This is a genomic window from Helicovermis profundi, from assembly GCF_033097505.1.
GTDB lineage: Bacteria > Bacillota > Clostridia > Peptostreptococcales > Acidaminobacteraceae > Helicovermis > Helicovermis profundi.
Window position 1 is genome coordinate 1,938,629 of the sequence record NZ_AP028654.1, and the last position, 18,529, is coordinate 1,957,157.

Annotated in this window: 21 protein-coding genes; all 21 read right to left on the reverse strand. The window is 28.3% G+C overall.

The window, feature by feature from the left end; genetic code table 11:
• Positions 1–4: 4 nt before the first annotated feature.
• A complete protein-coding gene (locus AACH12_RS08640; protein ID WP_338535016.1) occupies positions 5–442 on the reverse strand; it encodes a flagellar FliJ family protein in 438 nt (145 codons plus the stop codon).
• 12 nt (positions 443–454) lie between these two features.
• Entirely contained in the window at positions 455–1,723 is a 1,269-nt protein-coding gene (gene fliI, locus AACH12_RS08645; RefSeq protein ID WP_463671017.1) for a flagellar protein export ATPase FliI, read from the reverse strand.
• Between the two features lie 43 nt (positions 1,724–1,766).
• Complete coding sequence (locus AACH12_RS08650) at positions 1,767–2,549, reverse strand: FliH/SctL family protein (RefSeq protein ID WP_338535018.1); 783 nt, start codon at positions 2,547–2,549, stop codon at positions 1,767–1,769.
• Positions 2,542–3,552: a flagellar motor switch protein FliG gene (fliG, locus tag AACH12_RS08655; RefSeq protein WP_338535019.1), complete on the reverse strand. Its 1,011-nt coding sequence runs from the start codon at positions 3,550–3,552 to the stop codon at positions 2,542–2,544. Before fliG ends, AACH12_RS08650 begins: the two co-directional genes overlap by 8 nt.
• A gap of 14 nt (positions 3,553–3,566) precedes the next feature.
• On the reverse strand, positions 3,567–5,111 hold the full coding sequence (gene fliF, locus AACH12_RS08660) for a flagellar basal-body MS-ring/collar protein FliF (RefSeq protein WP_338535020.1): 1,545 nt from the start codon (positions 5,109–5,111) through the stop codon (positions 3,567–3,569).
• An 89-nt stretch (positions 5,112–5,200) separates the two neighbouring features.
• Entirely contained in the window at positions 5,201–5,515 is a 315-nt protein-coding gene (fliE, locus tag AACH12_RS08665) for a flagellar hook-basal body complex protein FliE (protein WP_338535021.1), read from the reverse strand.
• A 10-nt stretch (positions 5,516–5,525) separates the two neighbouring features.
• Positions 5,526–5,966 (reverse strand): flagellar basal body rod protein FlgC, encoded by a 441-nt coding sequence (flgC, locus tag AACH12_RS08670; protein WP_338535022.1) that lies wholly within the window; start codon positions 5,964–5,966, stop codon positions 5,526–5,528.
• A 5-nt stretch (positions 5,967–5,971) separates the two neighbouring features.
• On the reverse strand, positions 5,972–6,370 hold the full coding sequence (flgB, locus tag AACH12_RS08675) for a flagellar basal body rod protein FlgB (RefSeq protein WP_338535023.1): 399 nt from the start codon (positions 6,368–6,370) through the stop codon (positions 5,972–5,974).
• Positions 6,371–6,524: 154 nt separating this feature from the next.
• Positions 6,525–7,301, reverse strand: coding sequence for a GTP-sensing pleiotropic transcriptional regulator CodY (codY, locus tag AACH12_RS08680; RefSeq protein ID WP_338535024.1), 777 nt, complete (start codon positions 7,299–7,301; stop codon positions 6,525–6,527).
• On the reverse strand, positions 7,302–9,386 hold the full coding sequence (gene topA / locus AACH12_RS08685; protein ID WP_338535025.1) for a type I DNA topoisomerase: 2,085 nt from the start codon (positions 9,384–9,386) through the stop codon (positions 7,302–7,304).
• A 198-nt stretch (positions 9,387–9,584) separates the two neighbouring features.
• On the reverse strand, positions 9,585–10,664 hold the full coding sequence (gene dprA, locus AACH12_RS08690; RefSeq protein WP_338535026.1) for a DNA-processing protein DprA: 1,080 nt from the start codon (positions 10,662–10,664) through the stop codon (positions 9,585–9,587).
• A 1-nt stretch (position 10,665) separates the two neighbouring features.
• Positions 10,666–12,141 (reverse strand): YifB family Mg chelatase-like AAA ATPase, encoded by a 1,476-nt coding sequence (locus AACH12_RS08695; RefSeq protein WP_338535027.1) that lies wholly within the window; start codon positions 12,139–12,141, stop codon positions 10,666–10,668.
• A 152-nt stretch (positions 12,142–12,293) separates the two neighbouring features.
• Positions 12,294–12,698, reverse strand: a complete 405-nt coding sequence (locus AACH12_RS08700) for a hypothetical protein (RefSeq protein ID WP_338535028.1) — start codon at positions 12,696–12,698, stop codon at positions 12,294–12,296.
• A gap of 1 nt (position 12,699) precedes the next feature.
• Entirely contained in the window at positions 12,700–13,062 is a 363-nt protein-coding gene (locus AACH12_RS08705; protein ID WP_338535029.1) for a YraN family protein, read from the reverse strand.
• Entirely contained in the window at positions 13,055–13,321 is a 267-nt protein-coding gene (locus tag AACH12_RS08710) for an EscU/YscU/HrcU family type III secretion system export apparatus switch protein (protein WP_338535030.1), read from the reverse strand. Before AACH12_RS08710 ends, AACH12_RS08705 begins: the two co-directional genes overlap by 8 nt.
• 11 nt (positions 13,322–13,332) lie before the next feature.
• Positions 13,333–14,943 (reverse strand): hypothetical protein, encoded by a 1,611-nt coding sequence (locus AACH12_RS08715; RefSeq protein ID WP_338535031.1) that lies wholly within the window; start codon positions 14,941–14,943, stop codon positions 13,333–13,335.
• A 107-nt stretch (positions 14,944–15,050) separates the two neighbouring features.
• Positions 15,051–15,821: a ribonuclease HII gene (locus AACH12_RS08720; protein WP_338535032.1), complete on the reverse strand. Its 771-nt coding sequence runs from the start codon at positions 15,819–15,821 to the stop codon at positions 15,051–15,053.
• Between the two features lie 5 nt (positions 15,822–15,826).
• Entirely contained in the window at positions 15,827–16,708 is an 882-nt protein-coding gene (gene ylqF, locus AACH12_RS08725; RefSeq protein WP_463670982.1) for a ribosome biogenesis GTPase YlqF, read from the reverse strand.
• 87 nt (positions 16,709–16,795) lie between these two features.
• Complete coding sequence (gene rplS / locus AACH12_RS08730) at positions 16,796–17,137, reverse strand: 50S ribosomal protein L19 (RefSeq protein WP_338537365.1); 342 nt, start codon at positions 17,135–17,137, stop codon at positions 16,796–16,798.
• A 116-nt stretch (positions 17,138–17,253) separates the two neighbouring features.
• On the reverse strand, positions 17,254–17,979 hold the full coding sequence (gene trmD / locus AACH12_RS08735) for a tRNA (guanosine(37)-N1)-methyltransferase TrmD (RefSeq protein ID WP_338535033.1): 726 nt from the start codon (positions 17,977–17,979) through the stop codon (positions 17,254–17,256).
• Positions 17,979–18,473, reverse strand: a complete 495-nt coding sequence (gene rimM / locus AACH12_RS08740; protein ID WP_338535034.1) for a ribosome maturation factor RimM — start codon at positions 18,471–18,473, stop codon at positions 17,979–17,981. Before rimM ends, trmD begins: the two co-directional genes overlap by 1 nt.
• Positions 18,474–18,529 lie beyond the last annotated feature (56 nt).

The following is an 18,529-nucleotide window of genomic DNA, read 5'->3' on the forward strand; positions in this document are numbered from 1 at the left end:
ACCACTATTTCGAATTTTTGTAGTTTACTATTTCATCAATTAACTTATTTTCCATTTTTTCAATTTCTTTTAAAAATAATTTTTCTTTTTTTTCTTTTAATTTTTCCATTATTTTTTTTTCTTTAAGAATCTCCACATATTCTTCTCTTGCTTTTTTTAATTCAAACAGTATAGTTTCAATTTTAAATTCTACATCCTTTAATGAATCTACATAATATTTTTTATTTCTTTCAATTTCCAAAAGAACACTAGCTTGGCATCCGTTTTGCAGTTGTTCCTGTATTTCTTTAAAATACTTTATTCTATTAGTTAAAATATTATCTCTTTTAGTTTCAAGTTTCATTAATTCGATGTTAAGATTTGCTATTAATATTTTTATTTTACTTTCTTCATTAATTCGCATTTTTAAGATATTTTCATATTTAAATTTAAATTTTTTCAAAAAAACCTCCGATTAATTTTCAATTGCTAATAGTTCATTAACCACTTCATCAAAAGTAAATTTTTCTTCAACTTTTTGAGTAAGTAAATTATTAATATCATCTCTTTTATCTATAGCTAAATCAATTTTTTCATCAGTTCCTTTTTTATATGCACCTATATTTATCAAATCTTCTACCTCGTTATACTTAGAAGTAAGTTCTTTAACATATCTAGCGCATCTCATATGATTTTCTCCGGCAATTAAAGGCATAACTCTACTTACACTTGACATAACATCTATCGCAGGGTAATGAGCCATATCAGCTAATTTTCTCGATAGTACTATATGTCCATCTAGTATTCCTCTTACAGCGTCTGAAATTGGTTCATTTAAATCGTCGCCATCTACTAGAACTGTATAAAGTCCTGTTATTGATCCAACATCAGACGTTCCCGCTCTTTCAAGTAATTTAGGTAATGCCGCAAAAACGCTTGGTGTGTAACCCTTACTAACTGGCGGTTCTCCAATAGCTAGTCCGACTTCACGCTGCGCCATTGAAAATCTAGTTAGTGAATCCATCATAAGAAGTACATCTTTACCTTGATCTCTAAAATATTCAGAGATTGCCGTAGCAAGAAGTGCCCCTTTGATTCTTACTAAAGCAGGTTGGTCAGATGTTGCAACTATTACTACTGACCTTCTAAGACCCTCTTCACCTAAATCGGTTTCTATAAACTCCCTTACCTCTCTTCCTCTCTCTCCTATTAAGGCTATTACATTTACATCAGCAGAAGTATTTCTGGCAATCATTCCCATTAGAGTACTCTTTCCAACGCCGGAGCCAGCAAAAATCCCAATTCTCTGCCCCTTACCACAAGTAAGCATTCCATCAATTGCTTTTATACCTAGAGGTAGCACTTCTCTAATTTTTTTTCGAAGTAGTGGATTCGGCGGAATATTAAAGGCAGGATATTTTTTTGAATATAATAATTTTATGCCTCCATCTATTGGAGTGCCTAGTCCGTCTAAGACTCTTCCCAAAATATTATTTCCAACTCCTACTTGTAAATAATGGCCCGTAGCAACTACTTTGCTTCCCGGACCAATTCCACCTAATTCACCTAAAGGCATTAAAAGTACTACTTCATCTCTAAAACCTACTACTTCTGCCTTTATATATGATTCTTTTTTTACAGAATATATTTCACATACTTCACCTAGCTTAACCATAGGACCCTTCGATTCAATCGTTAATCCAATAATTTTACTCACTCGACCGCTATATTTAATTAAATTCATTTGATTCAATTCATGAAAATACTTATTAAAGGGTATCTTCAATTTATTCACTCCTTAATAAATCTAAAAACTCAAGTTTTAATTTTTCAAATTGCGTCCAAATACCACTATCTACACTACCATATGATGTTTCAATAATACAACTTCCTTTAGTAAGCGATGAGTCTTCTTTAATCAAAATATCATCGACATCTTCATAATTAGAAATAATTTTGTCTTTAATAGTAAGCGCATTTATATAATCATCTGAAAATACTTTTAAAGTAACTATTCCTTTATATGATGTTTTTTCAATAGCTTTTTTTACAATTTCAATTAAATACGAATCATCTGTATCAATTATTCTATTCATTATTTTATCAACTATACTAATAACTAAGTTAACTATATCTTCTTCCGAATCACTGATTATTTTATTGTACTTATTTATAGAAGTTTCTTTATTTTTGTTAATTTCAGAAATGATTTCTATCATTTCAGTCCTAGCTTTTTCAAGACCTTGTTCTTTTCCTATATTAAAACCCTCAATTTTCGACTTTTCAAGAATTGCTTTAGAATCATCATAAGCTTTTTCAATAATATTATTATACTCGTTTTCAGCTTCTTTGATTTTTTCTTTTGATTCTTGAACAAGTTGATCCATATAGTTTTCGGTATCTTTTCTTGTTTTTTCTACAATATCATCGTCATTTTCAACACCAGGTTTTTGAGTAGAAGTCAAATCAAATGAACTTATAATTTCTTGGTTAGTAATAATAATATCATCTGCTAATTTATATTTTTTATTATCTAATACCACTCTTGAGGCTTTAAATACTTTAGACAATTAATTCATCTCCTCCACCTCTTGCAATTATAATTTCACCTGCTTCTTCAAGTTTTCTAATTACATTAACAATTTTTTGTTGTGCTTCTTCAACATCACGAAGTCTAACAGGTCCCATAAACTCCATATCTTCCTTAAGCATTTCTCCCATTCTCTTAGACATATTAGCAAAAATAATTTCTTTAACTTCTTCTGTAGAGCCTTTAAGTGCAACAGAAAGTTCGCTATTATCAATTTCTCTAATAAATCTTTGGATAGAAACACTATCAAGATTAATAATATCTTCAAATACAAACATTCTCTTTCTAATTTCTTCAGCAAGATCTGCATTTTGAATTTCGAGAGTTTCCATAATGAATTTTTCTGTTCCTCGATCAACAGAATTCAAAATATCTACAATCGATTGAATTCCACCAGTAGAAGCATAATCTTGTGTAACCATAGAAGAAAGTTTTCTCTCCAGTACTAATTCCACTTCTTTTATTATCTCTGGTGAAGTAGAATCCATTGTAGCAATTCTCTGCGCTACATCAGCCTGTTTATCCTGAGGTAAAGAAGCTAGTATTGTAGCAGATTGACTAGCTGATAAATAAGAAAGTATTAATGCCAAAGTTTGAGGATGTTCATTTTGTATAAAGTTAAGAAGCTGAGATGCATCTGCTTTTCTTACGAAATCAAAAGGTCTAACTTGAAGTGAAGCCGTTAATTTATTTATAATTTCAAGTGCTTTTTGTGATCCCATCGCTTTTTCTAAGACTTCTTTAGCATATCCTATACCACCCTCGGAAATAAATTCTTTAGCTAAACAAATTTGATAAAACTCTTCCATTACAGCTTCTTTTTCTTCTGGGCTAACTTTTCTCATATTTGCAATTTCAAGTGTTAATTCTTCTATCTCATCATCTGGAAGCTGAGAAAAAATCTGCGCTGACTTATCAGGACCAAGCCCTATCAATAAAATTGCAGCTTTTTCCTTACCATTTAATCCACCTTTTTTCGCCATAAAATTCTACTCTCCTACTCTTCGTTAATCCAAGCTCTAAGAAGTTGTGCAACAGCTTCTGGACTCGAATCAATAAATTTCTCTATTTGATACTTTGGACTTGACTTGTCTTCATATTCTGATGGTATTTCTTCCAATTCTTGAATTTGCTCTTCCATTTCTTTTTGAAGTTGTTCTTCTTTCTCTTTTCCCTTTCTTCTTAAAAGAACAAATATAACTAAACCACCAATTAATAAGGATGCTACAATTACTCCAAATAGCCAGATTGGAACACCGTTTGTAGTCGTAGCCATACTTGAAACAAGATCATATCCAGCATTGGGATCTGCAAATTTTCTAGCTTGGACTTCAACAACTTTTGCATCAAATCCCGAAACAGCTGAAACCAAACTTTTTAATTCATTTTTATGAGCATCTGTTAGTTTATTATCAACTAAAGCATCAGTATTAACTACTACGCCTATACTTATTTCTTTAATTTGTCCTTTAGCTTTAGAAATTTGAGTACTGATTTCATTAAGTTCATAATTAAGTGTTTTTGAAGCTTTATTATAACCAGAAGTTCCTGTATCACTAGCAGCATAATTTGTTGTGGTTGTATTAGTATCTGTTCCTGGCGCTCCAGCACCTGTATCTCCATTTTTTACATCTTCCGTTATCTGAGACATACTTCTAACCATACCATTTGTTTCCCCCTCAATTGGAGGAGAAAATACTTTTGTCGACGTATCCTTTGAATCAAAATCCAAAGTTACAGTAGCCATAACTTTAACGTTATTTTTGCCATATAAACTTGAAAGAAATTCTGTTATTCTGTCTTGAAGACGAGTCTCAACTGATTTTGTTAAATCAAATTGACTAGAGGCAACATACCCATCATCATATACACCAGATTTGTTTAATTCAACTCCTGTATTGTCAATTATTGATACATTATTTTTTTTAAGTCCCTTAACTGAATTAACTAGGATCATTACAATACCATCAACTTGTGGCTGGCTTAGAGTAGATCCATTTTTCACTTTTAAAATAACACTCGCCTTAGACTCAGAATCATCTGTTAATAAATAGGCAGAATCACTTGGTATAAATAACTGAACTACAGCTTCATCAATACCATCTAAAAATTCAATTGCTTGCTCAAGAGCTGATGCTTTAGCAATTAAAAACATTTTATCTTTTTCTTCTGAAGTCATTGTTAAAGAGTTACTAGCAAATGCATCTGTCCAAGTAAAATCTTTTTGATTTAATACACCTTGTACAGATAAGGACATTTTCGCCTTGCTTAATTGATTTTTATCAACTAAAATTGTTGTAGTGTTTTGGTCTTTCCATTTTATTCCATCTTTGTCTAGCGCCGCTGTAATAGAAGACGCTTCAGAAACAGTAACATTTTGAGCAAGAGTAACATAATTAACTCGTGTAAGTAGAATTATAACCGCTGCGAATATCAAAACAAATACTATAGCACCACCAATTATTAAGTATCTTCTTTTTTTATCCATTGTTGAAAAAAAATCATTCATTTGAGTTCTTATTCTATTTAAAAACTCTCCCATATATGTAACCTCTCTTTTTTTATATGTCAATCAACAAAACAATTTCTTAATTTAATATATGATATTAAATTAAGAAATCTAATTTATAATTAAAATTGTATCCTCATTATCTCTTTATAAGCATCCATAATTTTATTTCTTACTTCTACTGCAAAATCTAAAGTTACTTCCGCCTTTTGAGATGCAATCATTACTTCATGTAAATTTTCAACATCGCCAACTGCAAGAAGTTGATCCATTTTATTAGAATCTATTTCAGATTCATTCACTTTATCTAATGCATTTAACAAATAATTGCTAAAATTATTTGTTGTGACATTAGTAGTATTTTTAGGCGAAAGGTTTGCGTTGACTTTACTTATATTATTAATATTTGCATTATCAAGTCCATTAATTAAACTCATCTAATCACCTCTATTTTCCAATCTCAAGTGCCTTCATTGCCATCCCTTTTGTTCCATTTATAACAGTAATATTAGCATCATATGCTCTTGTAGCAGAAATTAAATTTATCATTTCTGTTACCGTTTCAACATTAGGTAGTAAGACATATCCATCTTTATCTGCATCAGGGTGAGTAGGATTATATTCTCTTTTAAAAGGCGACATATCTTCTCTAATTGCCTCTACTTCTACACCCTTTCCAGATCCACTTTGACCACTTGCTTTTTTAAGTATATCACTAAAAGAGTTTCCTTCTAATTCTCTAAATACTGGAATTTGTCTTCTGTATGGTCCGCCACTAGCTGTTCTCGTAGTATTTGCATTTGCAATATTTTTTGAAATCAAATCCATCCTAAGTCTTTCAGCAGTCAAAGCAGAAGTGCTAATATTAATACTATTAAAAAATCCCATCTAAACTACCTCCCCTCTTTTATTGCAATCTTAATTCTTCTAAGCTGATCCGAAATTTGTCTTGTTAAAAAATCATATTGCATTATATTTTTACTATATGCAGACATTTCTGTATCTATATCAACGTTATTATTATCTTTTCTAAAACTTGTATTTCTGTCCTTTTCAATAGTAGGCTCAAATGAATTGTAGGTATTAATATGAGCATTATTTGTAGTTTTCATACTTACCCCATTATTAATTTTCATTTGATCTCTTAATACGCTTTCAAAATCAACAGTCTCTCTTTTATATCCAGGGGTATTAACATTTGCAATATTGTTTGAAATCGCTTGGTTTTTTTTCCAAGAACCATCCATTGCTTTTTTTAAAAAATCAATATTATTAAAAGATGTTTTTATCATATTATCAGCCTCCATAATTATGTTATCGACAATTATGAGTATATTTTTATATTTAATAAATAAATACAAAAAAAATATATACCCTTTACTTATTTTAATAAATAAAGGATATATACATTATATCATAAATTTGCGCCTATTGAGAGCAATAATATTACTTATTTAATTTTTCTAATTCCGCAAACAGTTTCTTGTTTAAAACCTTAATATAAGTACCTTTCATACCAAGAGATCTTGATTCTATAACTCCTGCACTTTCAAATTTCCTAAGTGCATTTACAATAACACTTCTCGTTATACCAACTCTATCAGCAATTTTACTTGCAACTAATAAACCTTCATCTCCATCTAGCTCTTTAAATATATGTTCAATTGCTTCAAATTCAGAATATGAAAGAGTTCCTATAGCCATCTGAACAATCGCTTTTTTTCTAGCTTCCTCTTCATCGGCTTCATTTTTCGCTCTTATTATTTCCATACCAACAACTGTTGCAGCATATTCCGCAAGTATTAGATCGTCATCTGAATATTTACTACCTCTAGCTACAATTAATGTTCCAATCCTCTCACCTCTTCCTATAATAGGAACGATTGTAGCGAATTTCGAATAACTAGTTTTGTCATTTTTAAAAATATCCACTAGTTTCTCTTCTGTTACATTAAAAATAGTTGATTCCACTTTTAAAAGTTCTTTATTATCATTTTCAGAAAAATGTTCTGTACCTGTAGTTTCATCAAAAATAAGCGGACTATCACTATTATCCACTAAACTAATTCCTAAAATTTTACCACGCTTACTAGCAACGTAAATATTAGCATCTAATACATCTTTTAAAATATTAGTTAGGTCTGAAAATGCAATTGTTCTTTTTCCTGAAAGTTGAATAATATTGTTAAGTTTCCTCGTTTTTTCTAAAAGTAAATTACTCATTTAAGCCTCCTGTTTTTCATCATTATTAATTTCTTCTATATATTTACATTCTTTATTTGCACATTCAATTCGATGTATTTTTTTCGTTTTTCTCTCAACCAATACATCTGAACAAATTGGACATAAGCGTCCAATAGGTCTATTCCATGAAACAAAATTACAATCAGGAAAAGTACTACATCCATAAAAAGTTTTATACTTTCTTGTTTTTCTTTCAACAACTTGACCCGACTCACATTTAGGACAATGTACTCCAATTTCTTTTAAAATAGCTTTTGTATTTGAGCACTCAGGATAATTCGAACATGCTAAGAATTTACCATATCTTCCATGTTTGATATTCATAAATGCACCACATTTTTCACAAACAATATCTGTTTCTTCAGTTAAATCTATTTTATCAAGTTCTTTATCAGCATGCTCTAGCATTTCTTTAAAAGGACTATAGAAATCTCTTATAATGCTTTTCCACTCTAATTCATCATTTTCAACATTATCTAGATTGTTTTCAAGACTTGCTGTAAAATCAACCGAAACAATACTTGTAAAATAATTTACAATTATTTCATTGATGATGTATGCAAGCTCTGTAGGTTTTAATGATTTTTTTTCTCGTTCTATATAACCTCTACCAATAATTGTACCAATCGTAGGTGCGTAAGTACTTGGTCTACCAATTCCGTTTTCTTCCATGTATTTCACCAAACTCGCCTCAGTATATCTTGCAGGTGGCTGAGTAAAATGCTGGTCTAAGTCTATATTTTTAGATTTTAATTTTTCATTAACTTGAACTTCAGCAATTTCTTTATCTTTTGTAGCACTATAAGAATAAATTTTTAGAAATCCGTCAAATTTTAATTTTGAACCTGAAGATTTAAATAAATATTCGCCGTTTTTAACTTTAACACTTATCGAATCATATAATGCATCAGCCATTTGACTTGCAACAAATCTTTCCCATATCAATTTATAAAGTTTATATTGATCTTTACTTAGAGAACCCTCTATTTCAAGAGGGATACGTAGTACGCTTGTTGGCCTTATAGCCTCATGAGCATCTTGAGTAGTTTTTTTCTTCGTAGTTTTTTTAACAGATTTTTTCAAGTAATCTTCACTTAAATTTTCGACTATAAATGAGCTAAGTTCTTCTTTTGCTTCATTAGATATTCTCGTAGAATCAGTCCTCATATAAGTAATTAAACCAATTGTACCATTTTTTTTGATATTAATTCCTTCATATAACTGCTGAGCTATAATCATCGTCTTCTTAGTTGAGAATCCATACCTATTCGCCGCTTCTTGCTGAAGACTAGAAGTAGTAAAGCATGCATAGGGAGATCTCTTTTTAACTTTTTTCTCAACGCTTTCTACAATAAAATCATTTTCGCTAATATCTTTTTTTATATTTTCAGCTTCTTCTATTGATTTAATTTCTATTTTTTTATTATTTTTTAGTGCTAAATCGTAAACAGACAATTCACTAAGTTTGTTTAATAAACTCGCATGAACACTCCAGTATTCTTCACTATTAAATGCCTTGATTGACTCTTCTCTATCAACAATCAATTTAGTAGCAACTGACTGAACTCTACCAGCACTAAGTCCTTTTTTAACTTTATTCCAAAGTATTGGACTAATACTATATCCAACTAATCTATCTAAAATTCTTCTTGCTTGCTGAGCATCAACCAACTTCATATTTATTTCTTTTGGTTTTTTTATAGCTGCTCTAATAGCATCTTTTGTTATTTCGTGAAACTCCACTCTACATTTTTCTTTTATATCAATACCTAACATAAAAGAAAGATGCCACGCAATCGCTTCACCTTCTCTATCGGGGTCAGTTGCAAGAAATATTTTTTCTGCTTTTTTCGCAGCTTTTCTAAGTTCCTTTACAACTGGTCCTTTTCCTCTAATAGTAATATAATTAGGTTCAAAATCATTTTCGATATCGATACCCATTTTACTCTTAGGCAAATCTCTTACATGTCCCACTGAAGCTTTGACGGTATAATTCTTACCTAAAAACTTCTCAATAGTTTTTGCTTTTGCAGGAGATTCAACTATAACTAAGTACTTTCCCATTAGCACCCTCCAATTTATACATTTATCATCACTTGATGTATACATTACTATTTAAAATTTATCTTACAATTATAAGTAATATAATAAATATTACAAACATTTTGTATTATAACAGAAAATTCAAAATGTTTCAAAAAAATATTCAATTTAAAGTAATGCAAAAAAATACTGCTACTTACCATCGAAGTAGCAGTATTTTTATTTTGATATATATCTATTTCCTGATAATTTATCAATTTTGCCTATTAATTGTAACTCCAATATTTCTTTTGTAATTATACCACTAGAAATATTTAAGTCAATAGGTAAATTGCTAATGTGTATTTTAGGATTGCTTTTAATATAACAAAATATTCTTTCTTGTAGGTCAGTTAAATCAATATTACTCCTCTGATTTATTTTAATATCAAAGTACTCAATCATATCATCAATAGATACGATTGGAATCGCACCTTCTTTAATAAGGAAATTTGTACCTTTACTTCTCATACTATATATGCTTCCCGGAACCGCATAAACATCTTTTCCTTGATTAAGTGCATGATTCACTGTAATAATAGTTCCACTTTTAATCCCTGCTTCAATAACTATCACAGATTCAGAAAGAGCGCTTATTATTCTATTTCTTTTTGGGAAATTATAACTATAAGGTTTTGTTTCATCTGGATATTCAGATATAAATAGATTTTCTTCTCTAATAATCTTATAAATTTTTTTATTTTCTGACGGATAGCATATATCTAAGCCACATCCAAGAACTGCAATAGTATCTCCTAAACCATCTATTGCAGCTTTATGAGCAAAAGTATCTATACCATAAGCAAATCCACTAATAATTGTATAGCCATTTTCTGAAAGCAATTTAGAAATATTATAAGCTGTTTTTTCCCCTTCATACGAAGGATTTCTTGTCCCTACTATTGCCACTGTTTTATTTTGAATCTTATCACTATTTAACAATTCTTCATTTCCCCTATAAAAAAGCAACATTGGCGGATCATCAATTTCTTTTAATTTTTTAGGATATTTTTTTGATGAATAAGTTAATATTTTACTACCACCTTTCAAAAGGTCTTTATACTTGTTTTTTAAAAGGTTAACTGATCGTAAATTGATATATTCCCTTGCTATTTTTTTATTATTTGTTATAGTCATAAATTCGTCAAACGTACAATTTGCTAAAAAATCATACCCGTATTGCATTATTAATTTTTTAGATTTACATGGTCCTATACCTTTTACTAGAAAAAGTAATAAATCTATATATTTACTTTCCACTCTATCCTCCTACACCATCAAAATTTCTAAGACTAATTGCTTCAGAAATATGCAATTCATTAATCAACTCTTCACCGTCTATATCCGCAATCGTTCGCGAAATTTTTAATATTTTATTAATACTTCTAAAACTACACTTAGCAAATTTTATATACTTATCAAACATTATCTTTGCATTTTCATTTAAAACACAATACTCTTCGACCTCTTTCGAAGTCATATTTCCATTATATTTTTTTCTAGAAAATCTATTTTGCTGAATAAGTAAAGCCTTACTTATTTCACTATATAGTTCATTTGAGCTTTTAGAGTAGTTTTTATTATTAAAACTTTCTCTAGAACTCTTATAAATCATATATTGAATATCTATCCTATCAAGCATTGGACCTGAAAGTTTACTTTTATATTTTTTAATTTCTCTTTCAGAACATGTACATTCATTATCAGAACCAAGATGGCCACAAGGACAAGGATTTGAGGTTGCCACTAATAGAAAATCAGATAAAAAAGTTATTTTACTGGCCAGTCTTGATAAGGAAATACACTTATCTTCTATTGGAATCCTTAAAGATTCTAAAACTTCTTTTTTATATTCTAAAATTTCATCTAAAAGTAATATCCCATTATTTGCTAGTGTTATCTCACCTGGCACTATTTTTTTCCCACCTCCAATCATCGATAATTTCGTCACACTTGAATGCGGCATTCTAACAGGTCTTTTAGCAATGGTTTCTAAAGAAAATTTCGAATCTAACAAACTAAAAATCTTAGCATTAGAAATAATTTCATCATAATTCATTTTAGGAAGTATCGTTACAACCCTTTTTGCTACCATTGTTTTCCCAATTCCCGGTTCTCCTAGAAGAAGTATATTATGTCTTCCACATGCTGCAATTTGAACAACTCTTTTAAGAGCTTCTTGAGATAATACATCCTTAAAATCATAATCGTACATACATTTAACAATATTTTTATTATTCATTCCTACACTTTTCTCAAAAATTAATTCTTTGGTAAAATCAATTTCTAATATACTCGAAATTCCTAAAAGTAAAACATTTTCTATCAAATTTGCTTCTTCCATATTTAATAAAGGAATTACAAATTTATTTATACCTTCTTCTTTTAATTTTATTATTAACGGAAGAATTCCTTTAACATTTACAACAGAACCATTTAGATTTATTTCACCTATAAATGCTGTATCGAGTAAGCTACTATACAAGCCTGAAAATGATTCTGAAAGCAAAATACTCACAAAAATCGGCAAATCTAAATGAGATCCATCTTTCCTTAAATCTGCAGGTACTAAATTTACCACAATTTTTTTATAAGGAAATTGAATTTTCAACATTCTACACGCGCTAATTATCCTTTCTCTTGATTCATTAACTATTTTATCCGGAAGTCCAACAATTTTAAAATTTGGAATTCCTTTGCCAATATAAGTTTCTATATATATCTTTTGAACTTCCACAAAATTTAGCACTCCAGAAATCACTTTCGAATAAATAAACCCACCCCCCTATACTTTTTTTGTTATAAACTAACTTTCACACTCTATATTATCATTTGAGGTAATTTTTGTAAATAACATATAAAAAAAATACCCTTCGGTATTTTTATTTTTTAATCTATTAAAGTTTCATGAATAAAAATTTTCTTTCTTTTTTTTGCTTCTTTTACTATTTCTATTTTTAACACATCTAAATCTTCGATTGAATTCTTTAAAGTGATAAGATCATCAAAACTACCTACAACAATCCACTTCTTATTTTTTCTAGTTCTACTAACCAATTCTATATTTTTCCAAGTTATTTCTTTATAAACTTTGTCTTTATAATAGACTTTAACACTTTTTTCATCTACTCCGTAAGACATAAAGTATTGTCTATATCCATCTCTAAAGAGTAGTACGCATCCAAAAAAACTTATTACAAAAAATACTAAGTTTTTAAGCATTAATGATCCAATTACAAACAAAAGTCCAACAAGTAAATTTACAATAATATGTGTTCTTTTTACCTTATGCATTTTACACCCACTCTATAATTTTTTCAATATATTCTATATTGATTTCACCATTCACATCAACTATTATACCAATACCTGACACAAAATAACAAGGATTAATTATTTTCTTTTTTATTTGATGATAATTATAACATTTAATTATTCTGTCTATCTTTTTTCTATTTATAAACTCAAGTGGATGTCCATACTCTAAGCTTCTTCTTGTCTTAACTTCAACTAAAAAAAGTTCATTTCCACTTCTTGATATTATATCAATTTCTCCTAGCCTATTAAAAAAATTCCTATTTATAATAAAATGGCCTACACTTTTTAAATATTCCTCCGCTATATTCTCGCCCAATTTCCCAAGTTCAATTTTATTCATACTCTTTATCCATTTTAGCAATAAAAGATAAAACTTCAGCAACTACATTATATAAATTTACTGGTATTTCTTCCCCAATAGAAAGATTATATAATTGATTTGCTAATTTTTCGTCTTTATACTTTGGTATATCATTATCATTAGCAACCTCTAATATTTTTTCAGCAATTACGCCTCTACCTTTTGCAACTACAATAGGAGCTGCACTTTCAAGCGCATCATATTTTAAGGCTGTAACTAATTTGTTTTTTTCTTTCATATTTTCACATCCTAAATCTTCAAATCTATATTACTAGGTATAATATTATCATTTTCAATAAAATTTATTAACGTGATTTTATCTTTTTTATTTTTAAAAACTACAGTTATTTGTCTATCATCAATTTCTTTAATAGCGTTAAGTAAAACGTTTTTTTTATCTTTTAAGTTATTTACAATTTCCTCATTTGCAATATTGAAATTTATATCAATTTTATTTTCATTAACATCAATTAAAGATTGAATTAATCCAATATTATTAGTCTCAAGAGAAATAAATATACTAAAAGATTCACCCTCTTTTTTATTTTTTTTTCTAAAAGCAAATTCCATACTCTTTTCTTCGTTATTTAATTTTAGTGGAATTTGATAATATACCACTTCGTTGTTTATATTTTTATTATATTTTAAAGAATCTTTTAATATTTCTATTTCATCTATTTTTGTTTTACTTGAATCGCTAGCATCTTTTTTAATAAGTTCTTTAATTTCATCAAGTATTTTTAACTGTTTATCATATTCATCAATTTTTGTACTACTTAGTTCAACTAATAACTTATTAATAGTTTTATTTTGCGTTTTATCAAATTTTGAAAATAAAGAATTAAACTGCTTAACTAAACTATTATTTTGATTTACATTATTATCATAATTAAATAAATTTTTTATTGTATTTCCAATATTAATTTTTTTATTAAAAAGAAAACTTTTTTTAAGGCTGGAATCAATTATTTTCGCAAGTTGATTTAAGTCTTCATTTTTTACATTTCTTGTATGAGCTCCCGTTTCATTATTTTTTAATGGAAAATCAACATTTTTTTTTATATTATCCAAATCAATAATAGTTTTCCCTTTCACTGAATTTTTAACACTAATAGAATCTTCTGATTTATTGTTTATTTTTGAAAGAAATTCTTCTATTTTTGCATCAGATTTGTCATTAGTTTTATTATCAATTTTAATATTCAATTTTGCAATTTCTGAATTGCTATCTTTAGTAAACGGAACTACTATTTCTTTAATTTTATCACCACTAATTCCTGTTTTATTAGGCGAAGCAGGCTTATTTTTCAAGTCTATTAATTTTATTACAACATCTTTTATATCTGAATTTTTACTTTCTTCTAAAATTTTAGATACATCACTATATTCTTTTTCATTTCCTGCGACTGCGTCTTTGATAATGCTAATAAAATTTTTTGCTAATTTAGTAAATGTTTTTAATTCATTTACAGTATTTTTATTGATAGGCAAATTATATTTTTTCAAATCATTTATTATACTCCATTCTTCTTTTTTTACACTATTTGTTATTTCATCTTTTGTGTTTTTCTTTGCCTCAACCTCTGTGTTTACTGTATTTACTGTATTTACTGTATTTACATGATTATTACTTTTTATATCCATGCTCAAACTAGTCTTTTCACTATTTTCATTTAAGGAAAACGTTATATTTTTCCCTAAAAAATTACTAAGATCAACATTAAAACGAAGTGTAACTTTTTCTCCATTTGAAAGAAGAACAGTCGCATTATTGTTAGACAAATCAATTAATTTGCCTGTTATTTGTTTATCTTTAGAAGAATTGTCTAGAGTTTTGTTAAAATTATTAATAATTTTCATAATTTACCTCTTGTTTATAATAAGTATACTATAATCTATATCATAATTATCGAATATTTAAGTAAATAATTAAATAAAAAACTCAGAAATATTCTGAGTTTTTTATTTTATAATATATTTTTCAAAAAAGTTTTTCTATGATAAGGTGTTATGCCATGTTTTTTTATACCATCATAATGTTTTTTAGTACCATAACCTTTGTTGTTTTCAAAATCATAATTATTATAGTCTTTAGAGAGTTCCACTATCATTCTATCTCTTGTAACTTTTGCTACAATCGATGCTGCAGCAATTGAAACACTTTTAGCATCACCCTTAATAATTGCAGTTTGAGGTATATTTACGTCATCTAATTTAAGTGCATCTATTAATAGATGCTTAGGTTTTGTTTTTAACTTTAATATTGCATTCTTCATTGATAGTTTAGTTGCATTTAGAATATTTATTTCGTCAATTATTTTATTATCAACTATTCCAACACTATAATCTAACGCGTCTTTTATAATTATATTATAAAGTTCTTCTCTTTTTTTCTCAGTAAGCTTCTTTGAATCATCAACGCCTAGTAGAGAATAATTCGGAGGTAAAATTACAACAGCAGAAACTACAGGACCAAAAAGAGGTCCTCTTCCGACTTCATCAATTCCACCAACAATAATATTATTATCCCAATATTTTCTCTCATAAGATTTCATAAATTCACTTTTTTCAATTAATAAATTCATTTTATTTTTATCTCTAAGCATCTTTTCGCCAAGTTTATTTACAGCTTTCCTTGTATCTTTTAATAAACTTTCTATAAATTTATTATTATTAAAGTTATCATTATTATCAATATATTTTTTTATTTCTTTAACACTTAGTTTATCAATCTGCATAAGAATTAATCATCCTTTTTTATGTCATCAGGAGTTTCTAAACTCAGTTTTCCAAGTACTCCTTTTCTAAATTCATCAAGTACAATTTTTGCAACTTTAGTATAATCAATTTGATTTTTAGACATAAGACATCCACGTCTTCTACCAATAGCTTCCATAACTTCTAATCTATCTTTATCATCAATTTCAATATTATATCTAGAAGTAATAATTTCTGGGTTAATAGTAATTATTTTTTCAATTAAGTACATGCCAACTTCTTCAAGTGGAAGTATTTCATCTTTAATTGCTCCAGTGTAAGCTAAATTTAATCCCACTTTTTTATTTTCAATTTTGGGCCATAATATACCTGGAGTATCAAATAGTTCAAGATCTTTTCTAATTCTAATCCACTGTTTTCCACGTGTTACACCTGGTCTATTCCCAGTTTTAGCACTTTTTTTACCAACAAGTTTATTAATAAGAGATGACTTTCCTACATTTGGAATGCCAATAATCATAGCTCTTACAGCTCTTGCTTTTCTTCCTTGTTTTTCAAACTTTTCGATTTTTTCTCTCATTACAAATCTTATTTCATGTACAAGTCTATTTATACCTACACCTGTTAATGAATTTATTGGGATTGCAGAAATCCCTAAATTTTTATAATATCTAATCCATTCTTCGAGCGTTTTTTCATTTGCAAGATCAAATTTATTTAAAGCAACAATTTTAGGTTTATTTTCAAGTAAATCATCAATACTTGGATTTTTACTACTAACAGGAATCCTAGCATCTAAAACCTCAACTACTATATCAACCATTTTTAAATTTTCTTGTATTAGTTCTCTAGTTTTTTTCATATGCCCAGGGTACCAGTTAATATTCATCATTTTCTCCTTTACCATATATGTAAACAATTTAACACGCTCTTTTTCATTATAAATTAATCCGTAATATAAGTAAAGAGGCTGAAATTCAGCCTCCTCTCAAACTTATTTTCTTTCTTTAACTTTAGCTGATTTACCTACTCTATCTCTAATGTAGTTAAGTCTTGCTCTTCTTACTTTACCTTTTCTTGTTACTTCGATTTTTTCAATCTTAGGTGAATGAATAGGAAGTATTTTCTCAACGCCTACTCCGTAAGAAATTTTTCTTACAGTAACAGTTTCATTAAGTCCACCGTTTTGTCTCTTCATTACTAGGCCTTCAAAAATCTGAATTCTTTCTCTTTTACCCTCTTTTACTTTTAAGTGAACTTTAATAGTATCACCAACTCTAAAAGGTGTAATTGTTTCTTTCATTTGCTCAGCTTCAATAGCTTTAATCATGTTCATATTCATAATAATATGGTCTCCTTTTTTATACTCGTAGACGTTCTTGAACCATAACAGCGGACCGTCCGTTTCCAAAATACATTATAACACTAATATCTATAGTAAACAATAAAAATCTATAAATCATCTAATATTTTTTTAATATATTTATTTTTTTTATTATCTATAGCAAATTTATTGAAAAGATCTTTTCTTCTTTTCTTAGTTACTTTTAATGATTCAATAAGTCGCCATTCTTTTATTTTTTCATGATTACCCGACAAAAGAACATCAGGAACTTTTACACCTTCAAATGTTGAAGGTCTAGTGTACTGCGGGTATTCAAGAACTCCACTATAAAAGCTCTCATCTTCAAAGGATACATTTGAAGATAATACTCCATCAATCATTCTTGAAATACTGTCAACAACCATCATTGCAGGAATTTCTCCACCAGTTAAAACAAAATCTCCAATTGATATCTCATCAGTAACATAATTGTCAATAACCCTTTGATCAACACCTTCATAGTGGCCACACAAAAGAATAATTCTATCAAGCTTAGAAAATTCTTTAGCATAATTTTGATTAAAAGTTTTACCTTTAGGCGACAGATATATCACCCTTGTATTCTCATAATCAATAGCTCTAAGTGAATCTATAATTGGTTGAGGAGAAAGTAACATACCGGCTCCACCACCATAAGTATAATCATCAACTTTTCTATGCTTATTAGTTGAATAGTCTCTAAAATTAATTGTATTTACATCAATTATTTTGTTTTTTATCGCTCTTCCGATTATGCTTGTATTTTTAAATGATTCAAACATTTCAGGAAACAGGGTAAGAATATCAAATTTCATCAAATCATTCCTTCAATTACTTTTACAGTTATTACTTTTTCATCTGAATTTATTTCAAGAACAAATTCATCTACATCTGGAATTAATATTTCTTTATCACTAGTAAGACTTTCAATCACTAATACATCTTGTACAGATTTCGAAATAAAACTCTTTAATACACCAATTTTACCTAAATTCACATCTACTACATCCATACCAATCAAATCTTCTATATAAATATTGTTTTCATCTAAATCATCTTTTTCAACATATACAAGTTTACCTTTATATTTTTCAATATCATTAATATCATCAATATTTTTAAATTTAACAATAACCATTTTTTTAAAATATCTTACTCTTTCAATTTCAAATTCTTCGCTAACTCCTTCAAAAGTTAATTTGCCAAAAGTTTCATAATCTTCCTTAACATTCAGATAAGGATATATTTTAACTTCTCCTTTTAAACCATGTGTATTTGCAATTTTTCCGACTTTAAGTTTTTCGCTCATATTTCCCTCCATTTTAATTCACTAAATATACCTAGTATAAATAACTATATTTACTA

What these genes read in the sequence shown, in the direction of transcription:
- topA (WP_338535025.1), bottom strand. Translation starts at nt 9,386, where the DNA reads ATGGGAAAGTACTTAGTTATAGTTGAATCTCCTGCAAAAGCAAAAACT.
- AACH12_RS08720 (WP_338535032.1), bottom strand. Translation starts at nt 15,821, where the DNA reads ATGCAGATTGATAAACTAAGTGTTAAAGAAATAAAAAAATATATTGAT.
- AACH12_RS08705 (WP_338535029.1), bottom strand. Translation starts at nt 13,062, where the DNA reads ATGAATAAAATTGAACTTGGGAAATTGGGCGAGAATATAGCGGAGGAA.
- fliF (WP_338535020.1), bottom strand. Translation starts at nt 5,111, where the DNA reads ATGGGAGAGTTTTTAAATAGAATAAGAACTCAAATGAATGATTTTTTT.
- fliG (WP_338535019.1), bottom strand. Translation starts at nt 3,552, where the DNA reads ATGGCGAAAAAAGGTGGATTAAATGGTAAGGAAAAAGCTGCAATTTTA.
- AACH12_RS08700 (WP_338535028.1), bottom strand. Translation starts at nt 12,698, where the DNA reads ATGCATAAGGTAAAAAGAACACATATTATTGTAAATTTACTTGTTGGA.
- AACH12_RS08715 (WP_338535031.1), bottom strand. Translation starts at nt 14,943, where the DNA reads ATGAAAATTATTAATAATTTTAACAAAACTCTAGACAATTCTTCTAAA.
- fliE (WP_338535021.1), bottom strand. Translation starts at nt 5,515, where the DNA reads ATGAGTTTAATTAATGGACTTGATAATGCAAATATTAATAATATAAGT.
- flgC (WP_338535022.1), bottom strand. Translation starts at nt 5,966, where the DNA reads ATGGGATTTTTTAATAGTATTAATATTAGCACTTCTGCTTTGACTGCT.
- flgB (WP_338535023.1), bottom strand. Translation starts at nt 6,370, where the DNA reads ATGATAAAAACATCTTTTAATAATATTGATTTTTTAAAAAAAGCAATG.
- codY (WP_338535024.1), bottom strand. Translation starts at nt 7,301, where the DNA reads ATGAGTAATTTACTTTTAGAAAAAACGAGGAAACTTAACAATATTATT.
- fliI (WP_463671017.1), bottom strand. Translation starts at nt 1,723, where the DNA reads ATGAATTTAATTAAATATAGCGGTCGAGTGAGTAAAATTATTGGATTA.
- trmD (WP_338535033.1), bottom strand. Translation starts at nt 17,979, where the DNA reads ATGAAATTTGATATTCTTACCCTGTTTCCTGAAATGTTTGAATCATTT.
- rplS (WP_338537365.1), bottom strand. Translation starts at nt 17,137, where the DNA reads ATGAACATGATTAAAGCTATTGAAGCTGAGCAAATGAAAGAAACAATT.
- AACH12_RS08710 (WP_338535030.1), bottom strand. Translation starts at nt 13,321, where the DNA reads ATGAAAGAAAAAAACAAATTAGTTACAGCCTTAAAATATGATGCGCTT.
- rimM (WP_338535034.1), bottom strand. Translation starts at nt 18,473, where the DNA reads ATGAGCGAAAAACTTAAAGTCGGAAAAATTGCAAATACACATGGTTTA.
- ylqF (WP_463670982.1), bottom strand. Translation starts at nt 16,708, where the DNA reads ATGGTAAAGGAGAAAATGATGAATATTAACTGGTACCCTGGGCATATG.